The following is a 19,626-nucleotide window of genomic DNA, read 5'->3' as shown; positions in this document are numbered from 1 at the left end:
TTTTGACTATCGGCGAAGCTGCGCCGTTTTCGGGCGTTGGCCGTGGTCGCGTTCGGCAACGATCGTGACTTGCGAGGCGTCGAGCCGCACGGTTGCCTCACCGACCTCGAAGGCAACGATGAGGGCGGCATCGTGGGGGACCGCGCGCTTGAGAACAGCCAGTGCAACCGGCCCTTCGTCGGCATGGAGCGCACTCGAGGTGAGCTCTCCCACCTTCTTGGATCCGAAGAAGACGTCCGCTCCAACGGGGGCGGGCATGTCCTGAGAGCCGTCAAGGTGGAGGCGCACGAGCCTCCGGGGTGGCTGACCAAGATTGAGAACCTTCGCGACCGTTTCTTGGCCACGATAGCAGCCCTTAGCCGTGTGAACGGCGGTGCGCAAAAGATCGAGCTCATGCGGGATCGTTTTTTCATCGACCTCCCGCACGAGACGAGGGCGATGATTCACGATGCGCAGCGCCTCCGCTGCCCACAGTCCCGCGAAGAGTTCGGGTTTTCTCAGTGGCGCGTCCGGCTTGCGAAGCTCGGCGTCGCTCACGAGCGACAGCCGCCAAGGCTCGGGAAACTCCGGATCGGGACCATAGGCCACACCGCCGACAGCGACCTTAGGCCAGTGCTGGATCCACACGGCTGCGGGGGCGGGCGCCTCGCCGCAGACGTCCGCAAGCGGAGCGCACGATCCGAGCACGTGGAGGTCGTCGCGGTCGACGAGGTCGATACGGTTGGCGAACGTCATGAGCTCGAGATACGCGCGAAGACGCTCGCGCGTGCCCGGATCGGTGATGAGGAAGAATGAGTCGCCGCCAGTTGCCACCTGCATGAATGCTTCCACTCGCCCCTGTGGGCTGAGCACGCATGCCTCGAATGAGTCGCCCTCGGCGCGATCGGTAAATACCTGGGAGGTCACGGTCGTGAGCCACGGGGCGCGATCTTCACCTCGCACTTCGAGAACCTCGAAGTGGCCAAGATCGACGATGGCCCTGCCCGCTACAAGCCGCCGCTGCTCACGCAGGGGAGCACCGTAGTGCGCGGGGACCGCGGCATCGGGCCCGGTCTCCTCGTGGATCGCGCGAAAACTGATGAGGGGAGCGGGGCTCACGCCTCTGCCTTACCTTCATCGGCGGCACGGTCGAGCTCGACCGAAAGATACGGGCGCAGCGACGCGGGGGAGGAGCCGACCTCTTGAAGCCACATGAGGCGCCCGCCCACGAGCCCAAACATGCGCGCACCGTGAGAATCGGCGCCGTTTGCCCCACCGAGGTCTTGGGTCGCGAGCTGGATACGCGGGCCGCGCACCTCTCCCGCCCAGTGTTCTGCGGGCGTGAGGCCAAATGCGCCTCGGCGCTGCATGGTCAGGCTCACGCCGTGAGACAGATAGCTTTCGGGGCTTCCGGGCTTCGCGTTTTGCGCGGCCTCTTCGTCCTGGCCGGGAAGCACTCCCGTCGTGCGCCACGTGCCCTTTTCCTCAAGGAGAAGCTCGCGCACAAGCTCGGTCGCGTTCGTTGATTGGGAGGCGTCGGGCCCTTCCTCACCCTTCTCGTAGAACGCCGTTGTTGGCGGTTCGGGAGCAGGCGAGTCGAGAACCCACGTGCGCATCGACCATGCGAGCCCACCGGAGGAATCCGGGGCCACGGTGAGACGCTGCTCGATCGCGCGACCGACCTCGTCGCCGTTTTCTCCCCTGAGCTGTACGGCGCCGGTGCCCTCCCAGGCGCCCACGAGCCACGCGAGCGGGTAGAGCGACGGGTCGAGATTCTCATCGATGACGATGGGCACAAGAACTCCCTACTGACTAGTGGTGAAAGAACACGTCATTAACGTTTCGCGCGGTGGGCGTATTCCCCGGTACGCACATCCCTACGCGGTGGGGATGACGGTGAGTCCGAGGTCGGCGGGGACGTAACTGAGGGCGACCTCGAGGAACAGTAGCGCGAGGATGCCCGTAAGGGCGATCGGCGCGATGGCAACGGCGAGGGACCGGCGCGGATCGGACGCTCCGATCACGCGCGAGAGGAGGAAGAACACGAAGAGTGCAGCGGTGCACAGGACCGCCCCTGCGAGTGTCGACATCGCGATGATCGACGGGGGGTAGTGGAGAGCCCACCCGAGGAACCCGGAGGTGAGTGCACCGAGCGTGATCGCGCCGCTGACACGCGCCGGGGCGGGAAGCGGAAGCGCGAGGAACAGGGTGCCGAGCGCGAGTCCCATCGTCATAGCAAGGAGGAATCCGACGGTTGCGGGCCCGTTCGTCGAGGCGAGGGACCAGCATTTCAGCCAGATGACGGTGAGGGTCGCGATGAGGGCGCCGCTTGCCGTTCCCGAAATGGACAGCGTGAGGCGTGAGCGCTCGCGGCGAAGCATTTCGTGGGCAAAACTCAGAAAGAGTGAAACGGCGATGACGATTACGAGCTTCGATGTGAGGCCCGTCGTGCCGAAGATGAGTGCGAGGGCGAGCGAGCCCAGGCCTGCGAGGGCCATGATGATCGCGCTGCCCGTTCGACTCGGAAGTTCGAGCAGGCGCGGCCAACTCACGCACATGAGCACAACGAAAAGAGCGAGGATGCCGGCGAGGGTCTCGCCGCTGTAGACGGGAAGGGCCATGGCGGCGGCGAGTGCGAGTGCACACGCGCCCGTGAGGGGTGCTCGCTCACTCGGTGTCATGCTTCAACCAATCATTTCTATGGATTACGCCTCATGGAAGTCTACGGTCCCGCGTGTGCCAAACGCACGTGGGAGGGGCGTACTACACTTGGGGAGGCCCTGAGCTGTCGTTTCGAGGAGAGTTAATCCCGTGGCACGCGAACAATCCCCGATCCTCGCGGCAGGAGCGCTCGTTTGGCGTGAAAAGCGCGGTAAGCTGCAGGTTCTTCTCGTGCATCGGCCGAAGTACGCAGACTGGTCGATTCCGAAGGGGAAGCTTGAGGCGGGTGAGTCCTTCGTCGCGGCGGCGATTCGCGAAGTGGAGGAGGAGACCGGGTACCGGATCCGTCTTGACCGCCCTCTTCCGACGGTTGACTACCGCACGAACGGCCGACCGAAAACGGTGCGGTACTGGGTAGCGCGGGTTCGCGCCCAGGCGGGCCCGGGCCCTAAGAATCCCAAGGAGATCGATAAGGTCGAGTGGGTCGAGGCATCAAAAGCTCTGGAAATTCTCACGCGCAAATCCGATCGGGATCTCCTCACCCGCCTTCTTGATTTCGCGAAGGAGGGTGAGCTCGATACGACGCCGGTGATCGTCCAGCGTCACGCCGCCGCGCAGTCGCGTGCGAAGTGGCGCAAGGGGGATGAGAGAACGAGGCCGCTCAGGCGCAAGGGACGCAAGCAGGCGGCGGCGCTGCCCCCACTACTTGGCGCGTACGCCCCGAAGACCGTCGTGACCTCGCCTTGGCGTCGCTGCCTCGAAACGATCGAGCCGTTTGCGCACGAGGGTGGGATTGACATCGTTGAGAAACCCGAGCTCACCGAACACGCGCATGAGAAGCGGCCGGCGCGTGCTGCCGCGGTCATGGAGCGAGCGATTGCCGAAGCGGCACGTACCGTCGTCTGTACTCACAGACCCGTGCTGCCGACCATTATTGCGGCTGCGAAGCACGCGTGCACGAAGGAGGCGCGGGGGAAGCTCCCTCGCGAGAACCCGTACCTCGCGCCGGGGGAGATGCTCGTGTTGCACACGAGTGAACGCGGTCGCATCGTTGATGTGGAAAGGCACCTTCCCAACATCGGTTAGAGCCCATGACAGCGGTGATGTGCCCCACGTTGAACGGGCGCAATTAGTGGCAAAGGATGCCTCTGAGCAGGGAAAAGTCTGTTATACGAGACGCCTGGCTGAAAATTCTCGCATGAGTTCACCGTTTGTTTACCTGGGAATACTCGCGGCGTCACTTGGGGCTTCTACGTTCGTTGTGTCCACCTACGACCCGTATCCCAGGCTTTAGCAGCCTCGAAAGGACACTCGTGAACCTCAAGAAGAAGTTCGTTTCCGCAACCGCCCTCGGCCTCGCAGGCGCCTTCGCTCTCGCAGCGTGCGGTGGCGACTCCTCCGACAAAGGCAAGAGCGAAGGCACCAAGGGCTCGTCGAGCGCATCCGGTGACGTCTCGGGCACCCTCGCAGGCGCCGGCGCTTCCTCGATGGAAGACGCACAGGGCGCGTTCATCGGTGGCTTCATGGCTCAGAACTCGGGCGCCACGGTGACCTACGACGCTGTTGGCTCGGGTAAGGGCCGCGAGCAGTTCCTCGCTTCCGCCACCAACTTCGCCGGCTCGGATGCCTACCTCAAGGATGAAGAGGTTGCCAAGTCGAAGGATCGTTGCTTCGGCGGCGAGGCTTTCGACATCCCCGTCTACATCTCCCCGATCGCGGTTGTGTACAAGCTCGACGGCGTGAAGGATCTCCAGCTCTCGCCCGACACCCTCGCGAAGATCTTCGCTGGCGACATCAAGAAGTGGAACGACGAGGCCATCAAGGCTGACAACCCCAACGTTGAGCTCCCTGACCTCGACATCGTTCCGGTGCACCGCTCGGACAAGTCGGGCACCACCGAGAACTTCACCGAGTACCTCGCTGCCGCCGCCCCCGATTCGTGGAAGCACGGCGCTATCGAGACTTGGTTCGAGGATGGCGGCCAGTCGGGTGAGAAGACCTCGGGCCTTATCAACACCGTTCAGGGCGGCAACGGCACCATCGGTTACGCCGACGCCTCGAAGGCTGGCGACCTCGGCACCGCCAAGATCAAGGTCGGCGACGAGTACGTCGGCTACAGCGCTGATGCTGCTGCCAAGGCCGTTGAGGTTTCGCCGAAGGTTGAGGGCCGTAGCGAGAACGACATCGCCCTCGAACTCGCTCGCGACACCAAGGAAGCCGGCTCGTACCCGATCGTCCTCGTGTCCTACATGGTCATGTGCGACACCTACGAGAAGAAGGAAGATGCCGATCTCGTCAAGGCTTACGCTTCTTACGTGATCTCGGAGCAGGGCCAGAACGACGCTGCTCAGGCTGCCGGCTCGGCCCCCCTCTCGGCTAAGCTCCGCGAGGACGCCCAGAAGTCGATCGACGCCATCAAGGCTAAGTGATCCGCAGCTGACGCCTAAGGCGTAACGGTGCGCCGCCGAGCCCACCAGGGTCGGCGGCGCACCTGTCGTTCAGTCCATTCTTTCCATCCCCTACCGTCAGGAGCGTGCGCGTGAGCACAGCGGCTGCCGAAAACAGCACACCCGCCAAGGGCGCCCCCGAACCTCCGGGCAACGAGAAGAAGGCGAGCTTCAAGAGCTCGGGTGCGCGTCCAGGCGACGCAATTTTCTCGTCGTTGAGTGTCGGGTCCGGCCTCATCATTTTTGCCGTGCTCGCGGCAATCTTCATCTTCCTTCTTATTCAGTCGCTCCCGGCGATTGAGAACTGGAATGCGATCCCCACCAACTCGGGCAAGCAGAACCTCCTTGAGTTCGTCGGCCCACTGGTGTTCGGCACGGTGCTCGCCTCACTTCTGGCGCTGATTATTGCCGCTCCGATCGCTATCGGGATTGCGCTCTTCATCTCTCACTACGCGCCACGCAAGCTCGCGATGCCGATCGGATACGTGATCGATCTCCTTGCCGCGGTGCCGTCGGTTGTCTTCGGTCTGTGGGGTGGCGTGTGGCTCGTGCCGCTCATGCAGCCGCTCTACACGTTCCTCAATACCAGCCCGCTCACGAGCTGGATCCCGTTCTTCCAGGGCAACCCGCACGCCCCCATGCGTAACGTGATGACCGCCTCGATCGTCCTCGCCGTCATGATCCTCCCGATCATCACCGCCGTGAGCCGCGAGGTCTTCCTCCAGACCCCAGGTCTCCAGGAAGAGGCCGCGATTGGACTTGGCGCCACGAAGTGGGAAATGGTGCGCATGGTCGTCCTTCCCTTCGGCCGCAACGGCGTTGTTTCGGCGTGCATGCTCGGCCTCGGCCGCGCACTCGGTGAAACCATGGCTGTGCTCATGGTGCTCAGCCCCGGCTACACCTATTCGCTCCACCTCCTTGAGGTCGGTAGGCACATGACGATCGCCTCGTTCATCGCCTCGCAAAATGCCGAATCCACCGGCATTGACATGGCAAAGCTCATTTTCGCGGGTCTCGTCCTGTTCCTCATCACGTTCGTCATCAACGCGCTCGCCCGCTGGATCGTGGCCGCTAGCGCACGTAAGAAGTAGGGGGCTCAGAAATGAGTGAAGCAACCGCAACCCTCAATGCCTCCAACCCCGGCCCGAAGGGCAAGAGAAGCTCGAGCTTCCTGAACGCCGGCGAGCGTCGCCTGCCCTGGTGGCACATGGTGCTCACGGGCGTCGTCGCCCTCGTACTCGTCTCGATCCTCCTGCTTGTCACGAACTCCTTCACCCTTCCGGCCGTCATCGTCCTGGGCTTCTTCGCCCACCTCGTGATTGGCTACATCTACTCGCGAGTGCGCGAAGGTGAGCGATGGGCGAAGGATCGCCTCATGACGCTCATTCTCATCGGCGCCTTTGCGACCGCGATGATTCCGCTCGTGTCCCTCCTGCTCGAGGTGCTCTCGAAAGGCGGGCCGCGCCTGCTCACGCCGGGCTTCCTCACGGGAGACATGCAGGGCTTCAATGGCGGCGCTGACGGCGGTGGCATTCTCCACGCCATCGTGGGAACGCTCATCATTACTCTCGGGGCTTCGATCATCTCGATCCCCATCGGTCTTTTGACCGCCATCTTCCTCGTGGAGTACGCCCAGACCGGGTGGCGTAAGACCCTCGGCAAAGGCATTACCTTCCTCGTTGACGTTATGACGGGTGTCCCGTCGATCGTCGCGGGTCTGTTCACGCTTGCGCTTTTCACGACGCTCACGGGCGAGGCCGGCCTGCGTATGGGTGCCATGGGCTCCGTTGCCCTGTCGGTTCTCATGATCCCGACCGTCGTTCGATCGAGCGAAGAGATGATTCGCCTCGTTCCCCTCGAACTGCGCGAAGCCGCCTACGCCCTCGGCGTGCCGAAGTGGCTTACGATCGTTCGCGTCGTGCTCCGTACCGCGATCGCCGGTCTCGCCACTGGCGTTACCCTCGCTATCGCTCGTGTCATCGGCGAAACAGCGCCGCTCATGTTCACGATCGGCGTGGTCCAGATGCTGAACCCCAACCCGTTCAAGGACCGCATGATGGCGCTGCCCACCTACATCAACCAGCAGTACAGCTTCGGCCATGCTGTGTGCGGCAAGTCTGGCGAGAAGGTCCTCAACTACTTCACGCGTGAAGAATTCGCGTGTAATCCCGATATCAACTATCAGAGGGCGTGGGCGGCTGCACTGACGCTCATCATTATCGTGATGGTGCTGAATATTTTCGCCCGCCTCGTTTCCCACTACTTCTCGCCGAAGACCGGCCGCTAAGCCCTCACAGGCTGATCTTTGAAAGGATCTCAGATGTCACAGAGCATTGACGTGAAGAACCTCAACGTCTATTACGGCGACTTCCTGGCCGTCGAGGACGTCAACGTCAAGATTGATTCCCGTAGCGTCACCGCCCTCATCGGCCCCTCCGGCTGCGGCAAGTCCACCTTCCTGCGCACCCTCAACCGCATGCACGAGGTCATTCCCGGTGCATACGCCGAGGGCGAGGTCAACATCGGTGGCGAGAACATTTACGGCCCCGGTATCGACCCCGTGAATGTCCGTCGCCGCGTCGGCATGGTCTTCCAGAAGGCGAACCCGTTCCCGACGATGTCGATCGCCGAGAACGTTCTCGCGGGCGCCAAGCTCAACAACAAGCGCCTCTCGAAGAGCGAGGCCGATCAGCTCGTCGAAGAGTCACTTCGCGGCGCGAACCTTTGGGAAGAGGTCAAGAACCGCCTCAACAAGCCCGGCGGCGGCCTCTCCGGTGGCCAGCAGCAGCGCCTGTGCATTGCCCGCACGATCGCCGTGAAGCCTGACATTGTTCTTATGGACGAGCCGTGCTCGGCGCTCGACCCGATCTCGACTCTCGCGGTCGAGGATCTCATTCATCAGCTCAAGTCTGAGTACACGATCGTCATCGTGACTCACAACATGCAGCAGGCCTCGCGTGTGTCCGACAAGACCGGCTTCTTTAACATTGCCGGCACGGGTACCCCGGGCAAGCTCATCGAGTTCGATGAAACGACCAAGATCTTCAACAACCCAGCGATGGAAGAAACCGAGCGTTACATCTCCGGTAAGTTCGGCTGATCGGCACGCCCCACATGGGGCGCCACTCGCAACGCAAGGCGCGGTGACGGGATAACCCCGGGCCGCGCCTTTCGCCTACCCGGCGTATCGCGCCGAAAGTATGAGGGCTGATCCGTCTGGGGGTGGAATCGACGCGACGCATCCTCGCAAAAACATCCGCCCCGCGTCAGGTGCGAACGGTCCCGGGGATCGATGCGTGAGCGACCGCCTCCACGAGAGCGTAGAGGCATGACAACACCACACAAGTTTCCACCTTCCTCTGTTGCCCAGCCAGCCGTCGGAACCGTTCCCGGCGCCTGCCCGATCGTCCTTTCGGCGCGCAATCTCTCGCTTGCCTATGACGCACATACACACGCCCTGAGAGGCGTGGATCTTGATATCTACTCTGGTCAAAGCCTCGCCATTATGGGGCCGTCGGGTTGCGGCAAGTCGACCCTGCTGCACTGCCTCGCGGGAATCCTCGCGCCGACTGGCGGCCGGGTTCTTTACGGCGAACGCGATCTGCGCGACATGCGCGATGCTGCGCGAACGAAGTTGCGCCGCACCGATTTCGGTTTTGTTTTCCAGGATGGCCAGCTGCTCCCTGAACTGAGTGCCCTCGAGAACGTGATGCTCCCGCGGATGCTTGCGGGTGTCTCGCGGCGGAAGGCAAAGGGAATGGCGAAGCATTGGCTCGCTGCGCTTGGGCTTTCGGGGCTCGAGGAGCGCCGGTCCGGTCAGCTCTCGGGCGGCCAGGCGCAGCGTGTCGCTATCGCCCGTGCCCTTGCGGGGGAGCCGTCGGTTGTGTATGCCGATGAGCCCACCGGGGCGCTCGATCAGAAGACCGGCCAGGAGGTTCTCCATCTGCTCCTGCAGGCGACCGCTGATGCCGGTAGCGCGCTCGTGATGGTGACACACGACGAGGGCGTTGCGGCTGCGTGTGCGCGCACGATCGTGATGCGCGACGGCCAGATCGAACGGGAGCTTGTGCGATGAGCGCCCTGCTCATGCTTGTGCGGGGGAGACGATCTCTCGCGAACGCTCTCCCGGTGATCGCGTTCGCGGCGGCGACGGCGATCGTGTGCACGGTTCTTGCGGGCACGGGCGCTTTCTATGGGCGGCTGGGTCCGAGCGGTTTTGAAGCGACAGATCCATCGGCGTCGCCCGAAGCACAGATCACACCGCTGCTGGTGATCTGTGCGGTCTTCGCGTGCGTGCTGCTCGTCCCGAACGCGATCGCCCTCGGTGGGGCGGCGGCTCGACTGTCCCTCGCGCGCCGCGAAAAAGACTTGGCTGCGGTTCGGCTCGTTGGGGGCACGCGCGCGCAGGTGGCGGGGGTCGCGGTGTCCGACGTCGCCTGGCAATCAGTCGTGGGCGCGGTGATCGGCGTTGCCTGTCACGTTGCACTCGCGTGGCCGCTTTCGCATCTCGATTTCGGGATCCGGAAATTTACGGCTGCGGAGCTCATCTTGCCGTGGTGGGCTCTCGCCCTTACGCCTTGTGCTCTTGCGCTGTTTGCCTCGGTCTCCGCGTCGATCACCCTCACGGGGGTTGCCTTGAGTCCCCTCGGAATTGCCCGAGGTGCGCACAAGGTGCGCATGTCGGTCATGCGCCTTCTCGTATGGGTGTTGAGCATCATTGTGTTCTTCGCGGTGGCGCAATTCCTTCCCCGCATCCAGGGCGTGTCGCTCGGCGCTGTGATTGTGGCGGTGGTGTTGACCGTGGGAATAATGGTCTTCTCCGTGAATCTCGCTGGTCCGTTTATCGTGTGGGTCATCGCGCGCATCGTTGCGTCCCTCGCGCCGACACCGAGTCTCCTCGTGGGGGCGCGGCGTCTGTGCGCCGATCCGCGCGCGGGCTGGAGGGCGGTCTCGGGCGTGACGATTGCGCTTGTCGTTTCCGGTTTTGCCTCGATTGTGACGTCGCTGCCGAGCGTGGATGAGTCCTCGCGGCTCATGAACCAGGCGCTCTTGACGGGTGCTGTGCTGACGGTGGGGATCGCGACGGTGCTCGCGGCTGTGAGTACCGGTGTCACCCACACCGCGCGAGTGATCGATCAGGCGTCGAGGTACCGCTCCCAGCACGTTGCTGGCGCGAGTATCAGCCAGCTGCACCGTGCACGGATCGCGGAGATCGCGATTCCCGTCGCGATCTCCCTCGCGGTCTCCGTGTTCATGGCGGCGCTCGTTCTTTTCTCGCTCATGGGCTCGGCAGCATCGGATCCTCTTGTCGCAGTGGGGTTCGTCGTGAGCGTCGTGGCCGCACTCGGGCTCGTGTCGGCGTCGGCCCTCGTGAGTTCCCCGCTCGTGGCCCGGGCGGCGCGCGCCCGCGTGCGCGCAGCCGGCTGAAACCTGCCGTGGGCGAACATGAGCACCGGCGCCTCGGAACTTCCCGGAGTGCCGGTGCTTGTGGCCAACACGGAGCGAATCCCTCTAGGCTGAACGCATGGATTTCGAAACCGTTGACCCGCTGAGTGTCCCCGAGGGCGCCCTCCTTTTCGACATACGTGAGCAGGATGAGTGGGACGCGGGGCACGCGCCAAGCGCTCGCCATCTCCCCGCGAGCAGCCTCGCCGCACATCTCGATGAGCTCTTTGTGGAGGATGACGAGGGCCGCGAGCGGGACATTTACCTCGTGTGCCGCTCGGGTGGGCGCTCCTCGCAGGTCGCTCAGTGGCTCGCCATGCAGGGAATCGAAGCGATCAACGTTGGTGGCGGTATGGGCGCGTGGCTCATGCAGGGTCTCCCCGTTGTCACCGATGAAGGGAAACCCGGGCGCGTGCTTTAGCCCCGAGTGTTCCGGGCAGGCTTCCTCGAGGCGAACGTGACACAGTGGGGTTATGACGAATTCGAAGCCTCGCATCCTGATCACGGGCGCGACCCGCGGCATCGGCCGTGCGACCGCCTTTGCGCTCAAAGACTTCGCCCACCTCGTGCTCGTGGGCCGCGACGAAAAGGCGCTTGAAGCGCTCGTCGCTGAGCTACCGTCGGCTGAGTATGTCCTTGCGGACCTTTCCGACTCGCAGAAGATTATCGACGGCATGCGCGAGGCCCGCGAGAGCGGCGCCCTCGGAACAGGCAGCGGCGGGCTTGACGGCGCCGTGCTGAGCGCGGGCGTTCTCGCCGGCGACACGGTCGAGAACACCAAGCCGGGCGACTGGGAGTTCGCTCTCCACATGAACGTGACAGCGCAGGCCGTTCTCACCGCCCAGATCCTCCCGGAGCTTCGCGAGGCGCGCGGCACGATCGTGTTCGTGAACTCTGGCTCGGGTTTCACGTCGAAGCCCGGCAACGCCGTGTACTCCGCGACGAAGTTCGCCCTTCGCGCTCTTTCCGATGCGCTGCGCGAGGAAGAACGCGAGCGGGGCGTGCGCGTCGTATCGCTCCACCCGGGGCGCGTCGCGACAGACATGCAACGCGAATTGCGCGCCTACGAGGGTGGCGAATATGTGGAGAGCGACTACATGAAGCCCGAAACGATCGGCGAGGCCGTGCGCTACGCGCTCACGGCCCCGCCCGAGGCGAACGTCGACGTGCTCTCCATCCGCCCGCGCTAGTGGCTCATCTCGAAGTCATCCACGCTGAGTGTCGCGCGCCCCGCCTCGAGGCGCGCGACGGGCACGCGGAACGGTGAGCACGAGACGTAGTCGAGCCCGAGCCAGTTGAAGAAGTGAACCGAGCTCGGGTCTCCACCGTGCTCGCCGCACACGCCGACGTGGAGGTCCGGGTTGACGGCACGGCCGCGTTCGGTGCCGATGCGTACGAGTTCACCGACGCCGAATTGGTCGATCGACTCGAACGGGCTCGTGAGGAGGATGCCGTGCTCCTTGTAGGTGAAGAAGAAGCCGGCCTCGACGTCGTCGCGTGAAAAGCCCCACGTGGTTTGCGTGAGATCGTTCGTGCCGAAACTGAAGAATTCGGCTTCTTCGGCGATCTCGTCGGCACGAAGGGCAGCGCGCGGCAGCTCGATCATCGAACCGATCACGGTGGTGAGCTTGAGGCCCGTTTCCTGCGTGACCGCGTCGCGAACGGCGAAAATTTCCTTCTTGATCTCACGCAGCTCACGCACGGAGCTTACGAGCGGGATCATGATCTCGACCTGCGGATTCAGTCCCTCGGCGCGGGCCTGTGCCTCGGCCTCGAGGATCGCGCGGGTCTGCATGCCGAAGAGGCCGGGGATGGAAAGCCCGAGCCGCACACCGCGAAGGCCGAGCATCGGGTTCTGCTCGTGCAGGCGCTTCACGGCCTCGAGCACTTTGATCTCGTGATCGTTGTGCTCGCCGCGCTCTTCAGCCTTCGCGATCCGCACCGAGAGTTCGGTGAGGTCGGGGAGGAACTCGTGCAGCGGCGGATCGAGGAGGCGCACGGTCATGGGCAGGCCGTCCATCTCGCGGATCATCTCGAGGAAGTCTCCGCGCTGGAGGGGCAGGAGCGCGGCGAGCGCTTCCTCGCGTTCCTCGGGGCTTGCGGCGAGGATGAGGTTCTCGACGAGCGTGCGGCGGTCGCCGAGGAACATGTGTTCGGTGCGCGTAAGCCCGATGCCCTGGGCCCCCATGCGGCGTGCCCGTGCGGCGTCCTCGGGGGTGTCGGCGTTGGCACGGACGAGGAGAGCGCGTTCGCGATCGGCGATGCGCATGAGCCGGTCAACGCTTGTGACGAGCTCTGCCTCTGCTGTATCGAGCCCCTCGAGGCTCGTGGCATCACCGTCGTCGAGGCTTGCACCCGACTCGAAATAGGCGGCGACGGCACTCGGCTGCACGGGGACCTCTCCGAGGAATACTTCACCGCTCGTGCCATCAATCGACACGAGATCCCCGTCGCGCAGCACCACTTCACCATCGACGCGTACTTCGCGGGCGGCCTCATCGACGGTGAACGCCTCGACACCGCACACGCACGTGCGGCCGAGGCCGCGGGCAACGACGGCCGCGTGGGAGGTCTTCCCGCCGCGTGCCGTGAGCACGCCTTCGGCGGTGATCATGCCCGCGAGGTCGTCGGGGTTGGTCTCGCGGCGCACGAGGATCGACCGCGTGCCCTCTTTAGCGCGCGCGAGCACGTCCGCGGTGGTAAAGGCGACGTGACCGGTAGCGGCCCCCGGGGAGGCGTTCATGCCGCGGGCGAGGAGTACGCGCTCGGCATGAGAATCGAAGGCGGGGAACATGAGGCGCGAGAGTTGGTCACCGGTCACGCGCATGAGCGCCTCGTTCTCGGTGATCGCTCCCTCGTCGAGGAGGGCGGTGGCGATGCGGAACGCGGCAGCGGCGGTGCGCTTACCCACGCGGGTTTGAAGCATCCATAGCTTGCCCGATTCGACCGTGAACTCGATATCGCACAGGTCGCGATAGTGTCGCTCGAGCTTTTCCATGATGCCCACGAGCTCGCGATAGTTCTCGGGAAGCAGGTTCTCCATATCGGGAAGGCTCAGCGTGTTGCGAATGCCCGCAACGACGTCTTCGCCCTGAGCGTTGAGGAGGAAGTCGCCATACACGCCGCGAGCGCCCGTCGCGGGGTCGCGCGTGAAGGCGACACCGGTCGCGCTCTGGTCATCGAGGTTCCCGAAAACCATCGAACACACGTTGACGGCGGTGCCGAGGTCGTGGGGGATGCGCTCGGTGTTGCGGTACACGATCGCGCGCGGCGAATTCCACGAGTCGAACACCGCGTGGATACTCATGGTGAGCTGCGTGAACGGGTCCTGAGGGAAGGGCGAGCCGGATTCTTGCTCGATGATCTCTTTAAAACTCGCGACGACCCGCTCGAGGTCGCCTTCCGAAAGCTCGACATCGCTCGCGGCTCCCGCAGCCGACTTAGCGTCGTCGAGAACCGCCTCGAACAGTTCGGCATCGATATCGAGCACGGTACGCCCGAACATCTGCAGAAGGCGTCGGTACGAGTCGAGCGCGAATCGCCGTGAATGCGAGAGCTCCGCGAGCCCCTCGAGCGTCTCGTCGTTGAGGCCGACGTTCAGAACCGTCTCCATCATGCCGGGCATCGAGACCTTCGCGCCCGAGCGCACGCTCACGAGCAGGGGGTTCTTCGGATCGCCGAACGTGCGCCCGAGTTCCTTCTCGACACTCGCGAGTTCGCGTTTGACCTGGTCGGCAAGCACGCTCGGCTCATGGCCGTAGCGCATGTAGTACCGGCAGGCGTCGGTCGTGATCGTAAAGCCTGGTGGTACGGGAAGCCCAAGCTGGGTCATTTCGGCGAGATTCGCGCCTTTACCACCGAGCAGGTCGACCTGCTCGCGCGAGCCGGCGCTGAAAGGGTATACGTACTGATCACTCATAGCGGACCGTCCTCAAACACATCATTGTGGGGCTGGGGTGGCACCATTGTGCGCCCGGGTGAGCCAGAGCGCGAGGACTTTAGGGCGCGCGGAATCCGGTGGGCCGGAATTTTGGGTCCGACGGTTACCGGCAACCGTCGGGCCCTTTACATCAGGCGTTTGACGGCCGTGAGCACCTCGGTGAGTTTGGCGTCGATGACGGCGGGGGAGCCGTCGGCGGCCGCATCGCGCACGCAGTGGCGTACGTGGTCCTCGACGAGCTCGAGCGAAACCGACTCAAGGGCGCGCTTGACGGCACTGACTTGCGTGAGGACGTCGATGCAGTACGTGTCGTCCTCAAGCATGCGCTGGAGTCCCCGCACCTGCCCCTCGATGCGCCTCAGGCGGCGTACGTAGGCGTCCTTGTCGGCGTGATAGCCAGGCGTGGTCCCGTGCGGGGTCGAGCAGCAGTCGTTCATGCGCAGATCAGCCCTCGAGGTAGTCGACAAGCGAGGAGGCGAGCCCCACGTAGGTCGCGGGGGTAAGAGCGAGGAGTCGCTCGCGCTCCTTCTCGGGCAGGCCGAGCGACGTGATGAACTCTCGCATCGCGTCGCCGTCGACGCGCTTGCCGCGCGTGAGTTCCTTGAGGCGTTCATACGGTGAATCCATACCCTCGACCCCCTGAATGCCGAGGGTACGCATGACGGATTGGACGGCTTCCCCGAGGACCTCCCAGTTGGCGTCAAGATCGCGTGCCATCTGCTCGGCGTCGGTATCGAGGCCGGCGAGCCCGCGCTTGAGGTTAGAGATCGCAAGGAGCGAGTGCCCGAAGGCGGGCGCGATGTTGCGCTGCGTTGTCGAATCAGTGAGGTCGCGCTGAAGGCGCGAGGTCACGAGGGTCTGGGCGAGGACGTCGAAGAGCGCCCCCGAGATCTCGAGATTGGCTTCGGCGTTTTCGAAACGGATCGGGTTCACCTTGTGCGGCATGGTGGAGCTTCCCGTGCCGCCCTGGGCGCTCAGGCGCTGGCGGAAGTAGCCGAGCGAGATGTAAGTCCACATGTCGGTCGCGAGGTTGTGCAGGATCCGGCCCGCACGCGCGACATCAGAATAGATCTCTGCTTGCCAGTCGTGGCTCTCGATTTGGGTCGTGAGCGGGTTCCACGTGAGGCCGAGGTGCTCCACGAAGCTCTTCGCGATCGCGGGCCAGTCGGTGTCGGGTACGGAGATGACGTGGGCGGCCCACGTGCCGGTCGCACCGTTGATCTTTCCGAGGATCTCGTCGCCCCTCAGACGCGCGATCTGGCGCTCGAGGCGGTAGGCAAACACGGCGAGTTCCTTGCCGAGGGTCGTGGGGGTCGCCGCTTGGCCGTGGGTGCGGCTCAGCATGGGGATGTCGGCGCATTCGCGTGCAAGCTGTGCGATGTCGGCCGTCAGGTCCGTGAGCGCGGGCAGCCACACGTCGTGAAGGGCGCCCTTGACCATGAGGGCGTAGGAGAGGTTGTTGATGTCTTCGCTCGTGCAGTAAATGTGCACGATTTCGGCGAGGGGCTCGAGGCTCGTGCCCGCGAGGCGGCGTTTGATGTAGTACTCGACGGCCTTGACGTCGTGCACGGTTTCACGTTCGATCTCGGCGTGCTCGGCGATGCCCTCGGCGCCGAAGTCCTCGGGAATTCGGCGAAGGAGCGCGCGCTCGTCGTCCGTGAGCGCGCGAAGGCCGGGAATCGCACCCTGGTCGAGGAGGTGGATCATCCATTCGGTCTCAACGACGATGCGGGTCCGGTTGAGGGCTGCTTCGCTGAGGTGGTCCACGAGCGGGGCGACCTGGGCGCGGTAGCGTCCATCGAGTGGGGTGAGCGGGAGGGCGGGGTCAATGTCACTAAGGCGCATGCTGCCATTTTGGCACGGACCGCGCGTGAGTGCCCCCGGCACGTACCATTCGTGCATGGCCGAAAACATTCACGTGCGCGCAACCCTCGAGTCAATTCCCTCGTACGTTCCGGGCAAACCGGCGCCGGCGGACGCCTTTAAGGTGAGCTCAAACGAATCGCCTTTCGCGCCTCTCGCGCAGATCCGCGAGGCGCTCGAGAGGGAGCTCGCCGGTCTCAACCGCTATCCCGATATGTCCGCGACCCGGCTTCGCGAGGCCCTCGCTGCCCTCCACGGTGTCGTGCCGGCCCAGATCCACGTCTCAACGGGTGCCTCGGCCGTCCTCGGCGACCTCGTGCGAGCGCTCGCCGACCAGGGGGATGAGGTGGTCTTCCCGTGGCGTAGCTTCGAGGCCTACCCGATCCTCGTCCAATCTCATGGCGCGAAAGCCGTCCCGGTCCCTCTCAACGCGCGCTACGAGCACGATCTTGAGGCGATGGCCTCGTGCGTCACCTCGCGCACGCGCCTGATCCTGTTGTGCTCGCCGAATAATCCGACGGGAACGGTGCTCGGAACTGCCGAGCTCGAGGCGTTTCTCGAGTCCGTACCCGATACCGTCACGGTCGCGCTCGATGAGGCCTACATCGAGTTCGCGGATCCTGACGTGCGCGCGGACTCGGCGAGCCTTTTCGAGCGCTTCGCAAACCTCGTGCGCGTGCGCACGTTTTCGAAGGTTCACGGCATCGCGGGACTCAGGCTCGGCTACGCGATCGCCCACCCGCGGCTCGCGGGTGCGCTGAATAAGGTCGCGATTCCATTCGGCGCCTCGAGCCTCGCGCAGGTAGCGGCGTGTGCGGCACTCGAGGAGCCCGCGTGCAGCGAACTCGAGCGGCGAGTCTCGTGGATCCGTGCGGAGCGCGCGCGAGTCGAGAGTGCGCTCGCGGGCCTCGAGCGTGGCTGCGCGTACGTGCCTTCGCACGGCAACTTCGTGTACCTCCCGCTTGGACAGCGCACGGGCGAGTTCGTGGAGTTTGCGCTTGAGCGCGGCCTCGTGGTGCGTGGCTATGGGTCCGACGGTTGCCGGATCACAATTGCGGAGGAAGCCGCGAACTCGCGCCTAATCGATGTCGTGAAGGAGTGGGGGACCAGACAGGCTGAAACCTACGCCACCGTAGGTTAGGCTTGGGACCGTGAGTGTTTTCCAGACAGCGATACCGACCCCCGCCTCGAGTGAACCGACGCTCCAGCTTCTTTCGCCCGATGGCACGCGCACGCCACACGATGAGCTCGATGCCGCGCTCGCGCACCTCGACTTCGACGACCTGCGCGGTTTTTACCGTGACATGGTGATCGTTCGCGCCGCTGACCACGAGGCAACCTCCCTCCAGCGCCAGGGGCAGCTCGGCCTGTGGGCGAGCGCCGTGGGCCAGGAGGCCGCGCAAATCGGTGCTGGGCACGCGGCCCGTGCGCACGACTACCTCGTCCCGACCTATCGCGAACACGGCGTCGCGTGGGCACGCGGGATCGAGCCGTGGAAGCTTCTCGAGGTATGGCGCGGAATCAACCATTGCGGCTGGGACCCGCGCGAGCTCATGACCCACCCGTACATGATTGTGCTCGGCGCTCAAGCCCCCCAGGCTGTTGGCTATGCCATGGGCATCACCCGGGATGGTGCGTGCGCAACGGGCGACCCCGAAACCGACACGGCCGTTCTCGCACTCTTCGGTGACGGTGCGAGCTCCGAGGGCGAGGTTTCCGAAGCATTCACGTGGGCTGCGAGCTTTGAAGCGCCGATCGTGTTTTTCACCCAGAACAATCAGTGGGCGATCTCGACCGCAACGAGCGTACAAACGCGCGTACCGCTCGCGCAGCGCAGCCGCGGCTGGGGCATTCCCTCGGTTCGCGTGGATGGCAACGACGTGCTCGCGAGCTACGCCGTGAGCCGCCTTGCGCTCGATGCCGCGCGTGGAGGGCAGGGGCCACACTTCATCGAAGCTCTCACTTACCGTATGAACGCGCACACGACGAGCGATGAGCCGCGCATCTACCGCGGCGAAGACGAGGAGAAGCAGTGGGCTGCGCTCGATCCGATCGCGCGGTTTGAGGCGTACTTGCGGCGCGAGGACCAGCTCGACGACGCATTCGTGTCGCGCTGCGAGGAAGAGGGGCACGATCTGTCGATGAGCCTTCATCACCACATCCACGCGCTCGAGGATCCGGATCCGGTCCAGATTTTCGATCACGTGTACGTTGACGAGCATCCTCTCGTGGCAGAAGAGCGCGCCGAGTACATTCGCTATATCGAACAGTTCGAAGAGGAGGGCGAGGGCAAGTGAGCGTCGAAAAGCTTCCGATCGCCCGAGCGATCAACCTGGGGATCCGCGATGCGATGCGTGCGGACGACAAGGTCATGCTCATGGGCGAGGACGTTGCTCGTCTCGGCGGCGTGTTCCGCGTGACGCAGGGGCTGCTCGACGAATTCGGTGCACTGCGTGTCGTGGACACGCCGCTCGGCGAGGCCGGAATCGTCGGCACTGCGGTCGGACTCGCCTATCGCGGCTACCGGCCAATCTGCGAGATCCAGTTCGACGGTTTCGTCTTTCCCGCCTACAACCAGATCACAACTCAGCTTGCGAAGACTCACTACCGCACCGAGGGGCGCGTGCGCATGCCCGTCGTTGTCCGCATTCCCTACGGAGGGGGCATCGGCGCGGTTGAGCACCATTCGGAGAGCCCCGAGGCGCTCTTTGCTCACACCGCTGGCCTGCGAATCCTTACCCCGTCGAACGCGAATGACGCCTACTGGCTGACGCGCCAGGCGATCGAATCCGACGATCCCGTCATCATGTTCGAACCCAAGCGCCGCTACTGGGTCAAGGGCGAGGTCGACACCGACAACCGCCCCGCCCTCAAGCACTACGAGGCGAACGTTGTGCGCGAGGGTGCGGATCTTACGCTCGTGTCGTGGGGTCCGACGGTTCCCGTGGCTCTCGAGGCTGCCCAGGCGGCAGAAGAGGACGGCCTGTCACTCGAAGTGATCGACCTGCGAAGCCTCAACCCGATTGATTTTGACTGTATTCAGGGCTCCGTGACGAAGACGGGCCGGCTCGTCATCGTGCACGAAGCGCCCGTGTTTGGCGGCCTCGGCGGTGAAATCGCGGCGCGCATCACCGAGCGTTGCTTCTATAGCCTGGAGGCACCCGTCATGCGCGTGGGTGGCTACCACACGCCGTACCCGCCGGCGCGCATGGAGCACGCCTACCTTCCCGACCTCGAGCGCGTGCTCGACGCCGTTGACCGTTGCCTCGATTACTGATTCACCGAGCACTG

The 19,626-nt window shown here is 64.4% G+C and carries 18 protein-coding genes; 12 read left to right on the top strand and 6 right to left on the bottom strand.

The window, feature by feature from the left end; translation table 11 throughout:
- Nucleotides 1-6: 6 nt before the first annotated feature.
- The 3 genes from HMPREF1484_RS01560 to HMPREF1484_RS01550 form a co-directional block, all read right to left on the bottom strand.
- On the bottom strand, nucleotides 7-1,098 hold the full coding sequence (locus tag HMPREF1484_RS01560; RefSeq protein ID WP_016663261.1) for a folate-binding protein YgfZ: 1,092 nt from the start codon (nucleotides 1,096-1,098) through the stop codon (nucleotides 7-9).
- Nucleotides 1,095-1,775, bottom strand: coding sequence for a heme-binding beta-barrel domain-containing protein (locus HMPREF1484_RS01555; protein ID WP_016663260.1), 681 nt, complete (start codon nucleotides 1,773-1,775; stop codon nucleotides 1,095-1,097). Before HMPREF1484_RS01555 ends, HMPREF1484_RS01560 begins: the two co-directional genes overlap by 4 nt.
- An 81-nt stretch (nucleotides 1,776-1,856) precedes the next feature.
- A complete protein-coding gene (locus tag HMPREF1484_RS01550) occupies nucleotides 1,857-2,660 on the bottom strand; it encodes a hypothetical protein (RefSeq protein ID WP_016663259.1) in 804 nt (267 codons plus the stop codon).
- 130 nt (nucleotides 2,661-2,790) lie between these two features.
- Between HMPREF1484_RS01550 and HMPREF1484_RS01545 the strand changes: the two genes are divergently transcribed.
- The 9 genes from HMPREF1484_RS01545 to HMPREF1484_RS01505 all read left to right on the top strand — a co-directional run bounded on the left by HMPREF1484_RS01545 (nucleotide 2,791) and on the right by HMPREF1484_RS01505 (nucleotide 11,722).
- Nucleotides 2,791-3,726 (top strand): NUDIX hydrolase, encoded by a 936-nt coding sequence (locus HMPREF1484_RS01545; RefSeq protein WP_016663258.1) that lies wholly within the window; start codon nucleotides 2,791-2,793, stop codon nucleotides 3,724-3,726.
- Between the two features lie 227 nt (nucleotides 3,727-3,953).
- Complete coding sequence (gene pstS / locus HMPREF1484_RS01540) at nucleotides 3,954-5,069, top strand: phosphate ABC transporter substrate-binding protein PstS (RefSeq protein WP_016663257.1); 1,116 nt, start codon at nucleotides 3,954-3,956, stop codon at nucleotides 5,067-5,069.
- Nucleotides 5,070-5,179: 110 nt separating this feature from the next.
- Nucleotides 5,180-6,178, top strand: coding sequence for a phosphate ABC transporter permease subunit PstC (pstC, locus tag HMPREF1484_RS01535; protein WP_016663256.1), 999 nt, complete (start codon nucleotides 5,180-5,182; stop codon nucleotides 6,176-6,178).
- 11 nt (nucleotides 6,179-6,189) lie between these two features.
- On the top strand, nucleotides 6,190-7,374 hold the full coding sequence (gene pstA / locus HMPREF1484_RS01530; RefSeq protein WP_016663255.1) for a phosphate ABC transporter permease PstA: 1,185 nt from the start codon (nucleotides 6,190-6,192) through the stop codon (nucleotides 7,372-7,374).
- 33 nt (nucleotides 7,375-7,407) lie between these two features.
- Nucleotides 7,408-8,187, top strand: a complete 780-nt coding sequence (gene pstB / locus HMPREF1484_RS01525) for a phosphate ABC transporter ATP-binding protein PstB (RefSeq protein WP_016663254.1) — start codon at nucleotides 7,408-7,410, stop codon at nucleotides 8,185-8,187.
- Between the two features lie 228 nt (nucleotides 8,188-8,415).
- A complete protein-coding gene (locus HMPREF1484_RS01520; RefSeq protein ID WP_016663253.1) occupies nucleotides 8,416-9,162 on the top strand; it encodes an ABC transporter ATP-binding protein in 747 nt (248 codons plus the stop codon).
- Entirely contained in the window at nucleotides 9,159-10,514 is a 1,356-nt protein-coding gene (locus HMPREF1484_RS01515) for an FtsX-like permease family protein (protein ID WP_016663252.1), read from the top strand. Before HMPREF1484_RS01520 ends, HMPREF1484_RS01515 begins: the two co-directional genes overlap by 4 nt.
- A 97-nt stretch (nucleotides 10,515-10,611) precedes the next feature.
- Nucleotides 10,612-10,953 carry a rhodanese-like domain-containing protein gene (locus tag HMPREF1484_RS01510; RefSeq protein WP_016663251.1) on the top strand — a complete coding sequence of 114 codons (342 nt, stop codon included), beginning with the start codon at nucleotides 10,612-10,614 and terminating at the stop codon, nucleotides 10,951-10,953.
- A gap of 52 nt (nucleotides 10,954-11,005) precedes the next feature.
- On the top strand, nucleotides 11,006-11,722 hold the full coding sequence (locus HMPREF1484_RS01505) for an SDR family oxidoreductase (RefSeq protein ID WP_016663250.1): 717 nt from the start codon (nucleotides 11,006-11,008) through the stop codon (nucleotides 11,720-11,722).
- Here HMPREF1484_RS01505 and ppdK read toward each other — a convergent pair.
- The 3 genes from ppdK to purB form a co-directional block, all read right to left on the bottom strand.
- Nucleotides 11,719-14,451: a pyruvate, phosphate dikinase gene (gene ppdK, locus HMPREF1484_RS01500; RefSeq protein ID WP_016663249.1), complete on the bottom strand. Its 2,733-nt coding sequence runs from the start codon at nucleotides 14,449-14,451 to the stop codon at nucleotides 11,719-11,721. The genes HMPREF1484_RS01505 and ppdK overlap by 4 nt on opposite strands.
- Before the next feature lie 146 nt (nucleotides 14,452-14,597).
- Nucleotides 14,598-14,939 (bottom strand): metal-sensitive transcriptional regulator, encoded by a 342-nt coding sequence (locus HMPREF1484_RS01495; RefSeq protein ID WP_246816547.1) that lies wholly within the window; start codon nucleotides 14,937-14,939, stop codon nucleotides 14,598-14,600.
- On the bottom strand, nucleotides 14,917-16,317 hold the full coding sequence (purB, locus tag HMPREF1484_RS01490) for an adenylosuccinate lyase (RefSeq protein ID WP_016663247.1): 1,401 nt from the start codon (nucleotides 16,315-16,317) through the stop codon (nucleotides 14,917-14,919). Before purB ends, HMPREF1484_RS01495 begins: the two co-directional genes overlap by 23 nt.
- Nucleotides 16,318-16,372: 55 nt before the next feature.
- Between purB and HMPREF1484_RS01485 the strand changes: the two genes are divergently transcribed.
- Genes HMPREF1484_RS01485 through HMPREF1484_RS01475 form a run of 3 tightly spaced genes read left to right on the top strand, consistent with a single transcriptional unit; the run spans nucleotide 16,373 to nucleotide 19,612 of the window.
- Complete coding sequence (locus HMPREF1484_RS01485; protein ID WP_040386364.1) at nucleotides 16,373-17,476, top strand: histidinol-phosphate transaminase; 1,104 nt, start codon at nucleotides 16,373-16,375, stop codon at nucleotides 17,474-17,476.
- A gap of 10 nt (nucleotides 17,477-17,486) precedes the next feature.
- A complete protein-coding gene (locus tag HMPREF1484_RS01480; RefSeq protein ID WP_016663245.1) occupies nucleotides 17,487-18,632 on the top strand; it encodes a thiamine pyrophosphate-dependent enzyme in 1,146 nt (381 codons plus the stop codon).
- The gene (locus tag HMPREF1484_RS01475; RefSeq protein WP_016663244.1) at nucleotides 18,629-19,612 is read left to right on the top strand and encodes an alpha-ketoacid dehydrogenase subunit beta; all 984 of its coding nucleotides are present in this window, start codon (nucleotides 18,629-18,631) and stop codon (nucleotides 19,610-19,612) included. Before HMPREF1484_RS01480 ends, HMPREF1484_RS01475 begins: the two co-directional genes overlap by 4 nt.
- The last annotated feature ends 14 nt before the right edge of the window (nucleotides 19,613-19,626 follow it).

This window comes from Dermabacter sp. HFH0086 (genome assembly GCF_000413375.1).
GTDB lineage: Bacteria > Actinomycetota > Actinomycetes > Actinomycetales > Dermabacteraceae > Dermabacter > Dermabacter hominis.
This window is presented reverse-complemented; position numbering and strand designations above follow the sequence as displayed.

Excerpts from the sequence above, each read along its gene's own strand:
- HMPREF1484_RS01550 (WP_016663259.1), bottom strand. The coding sequence starts at position 2,660 with ATGACACCGAGTGAGCGAGCACCCCTCACGGGCGCGTGTGCACTCGCA.
- pstA (WP_016663255.1), top strand. The coding sequence starts at position 6,190 with ATGAGTGAAGCAACCGCAACCCTCAATGCCTCCAACCCCGGCCCGAAG.
- pstB (WP_016663254.1), top strand. The coding sequence starts at position 7,408 with ATGTCACAGAGCATTGACGTGAAGAACCTCAACGTCTATTACGGCGAC.
- HMPREF1484_RS01520 (WP_016663253.1), top strand. The coding sequence starts at position 8,416 with ATGACAACACCACACAAGTTTCCACCTTCCTCTGTTGCCCAGCCAGCC.
- HMPREF1484_RS01515 (WP_016663252.1), top strand. The coding sequence starts at position 9,159 with ATGAGCGCCCTGCTCATGCTTGTGCGGGGGAGACGATCTCTCGCGAAC.
- HMPREF1484_RS01510 (WP_016663251.1), top strand. The coding sequence starts at position 10,612 with ATGGATTTCGAAACCGTTGACCCGCTGAGTGTCCCCGAGGGCGCCCTC.
- HMPREF1484_RS01505 (WP_016663250.1), top strand. The coding sequence starts at position 11,006 with ATGACGAATTCGAAGCCTCGCATCCTGATCACGGGCGCGACCCGCGGC.
- ppdK (WP_016663249.1), bottom strand. The coding sequence starts at position 14,451 with ATGAGTGATCAGTACGTATACCCTTTCAGCGCCGGCTCGCGCGAGCAG.
- purB (WP_016663247.1), bottom strand. The coding sequence starts at position 16,317 with ATGCGCCTTAGTGACATTGACCCCGCCCTCCCGCTCACCCCACTCGAT.
- HMPREF1484_RS01485 (WP_040386364.1), top strand. The coding sequence starts at position 16,373 with ATGGCCGAAAACATTCACGTGCGCGCAACCCTCGAGTCAATTCCCTCG.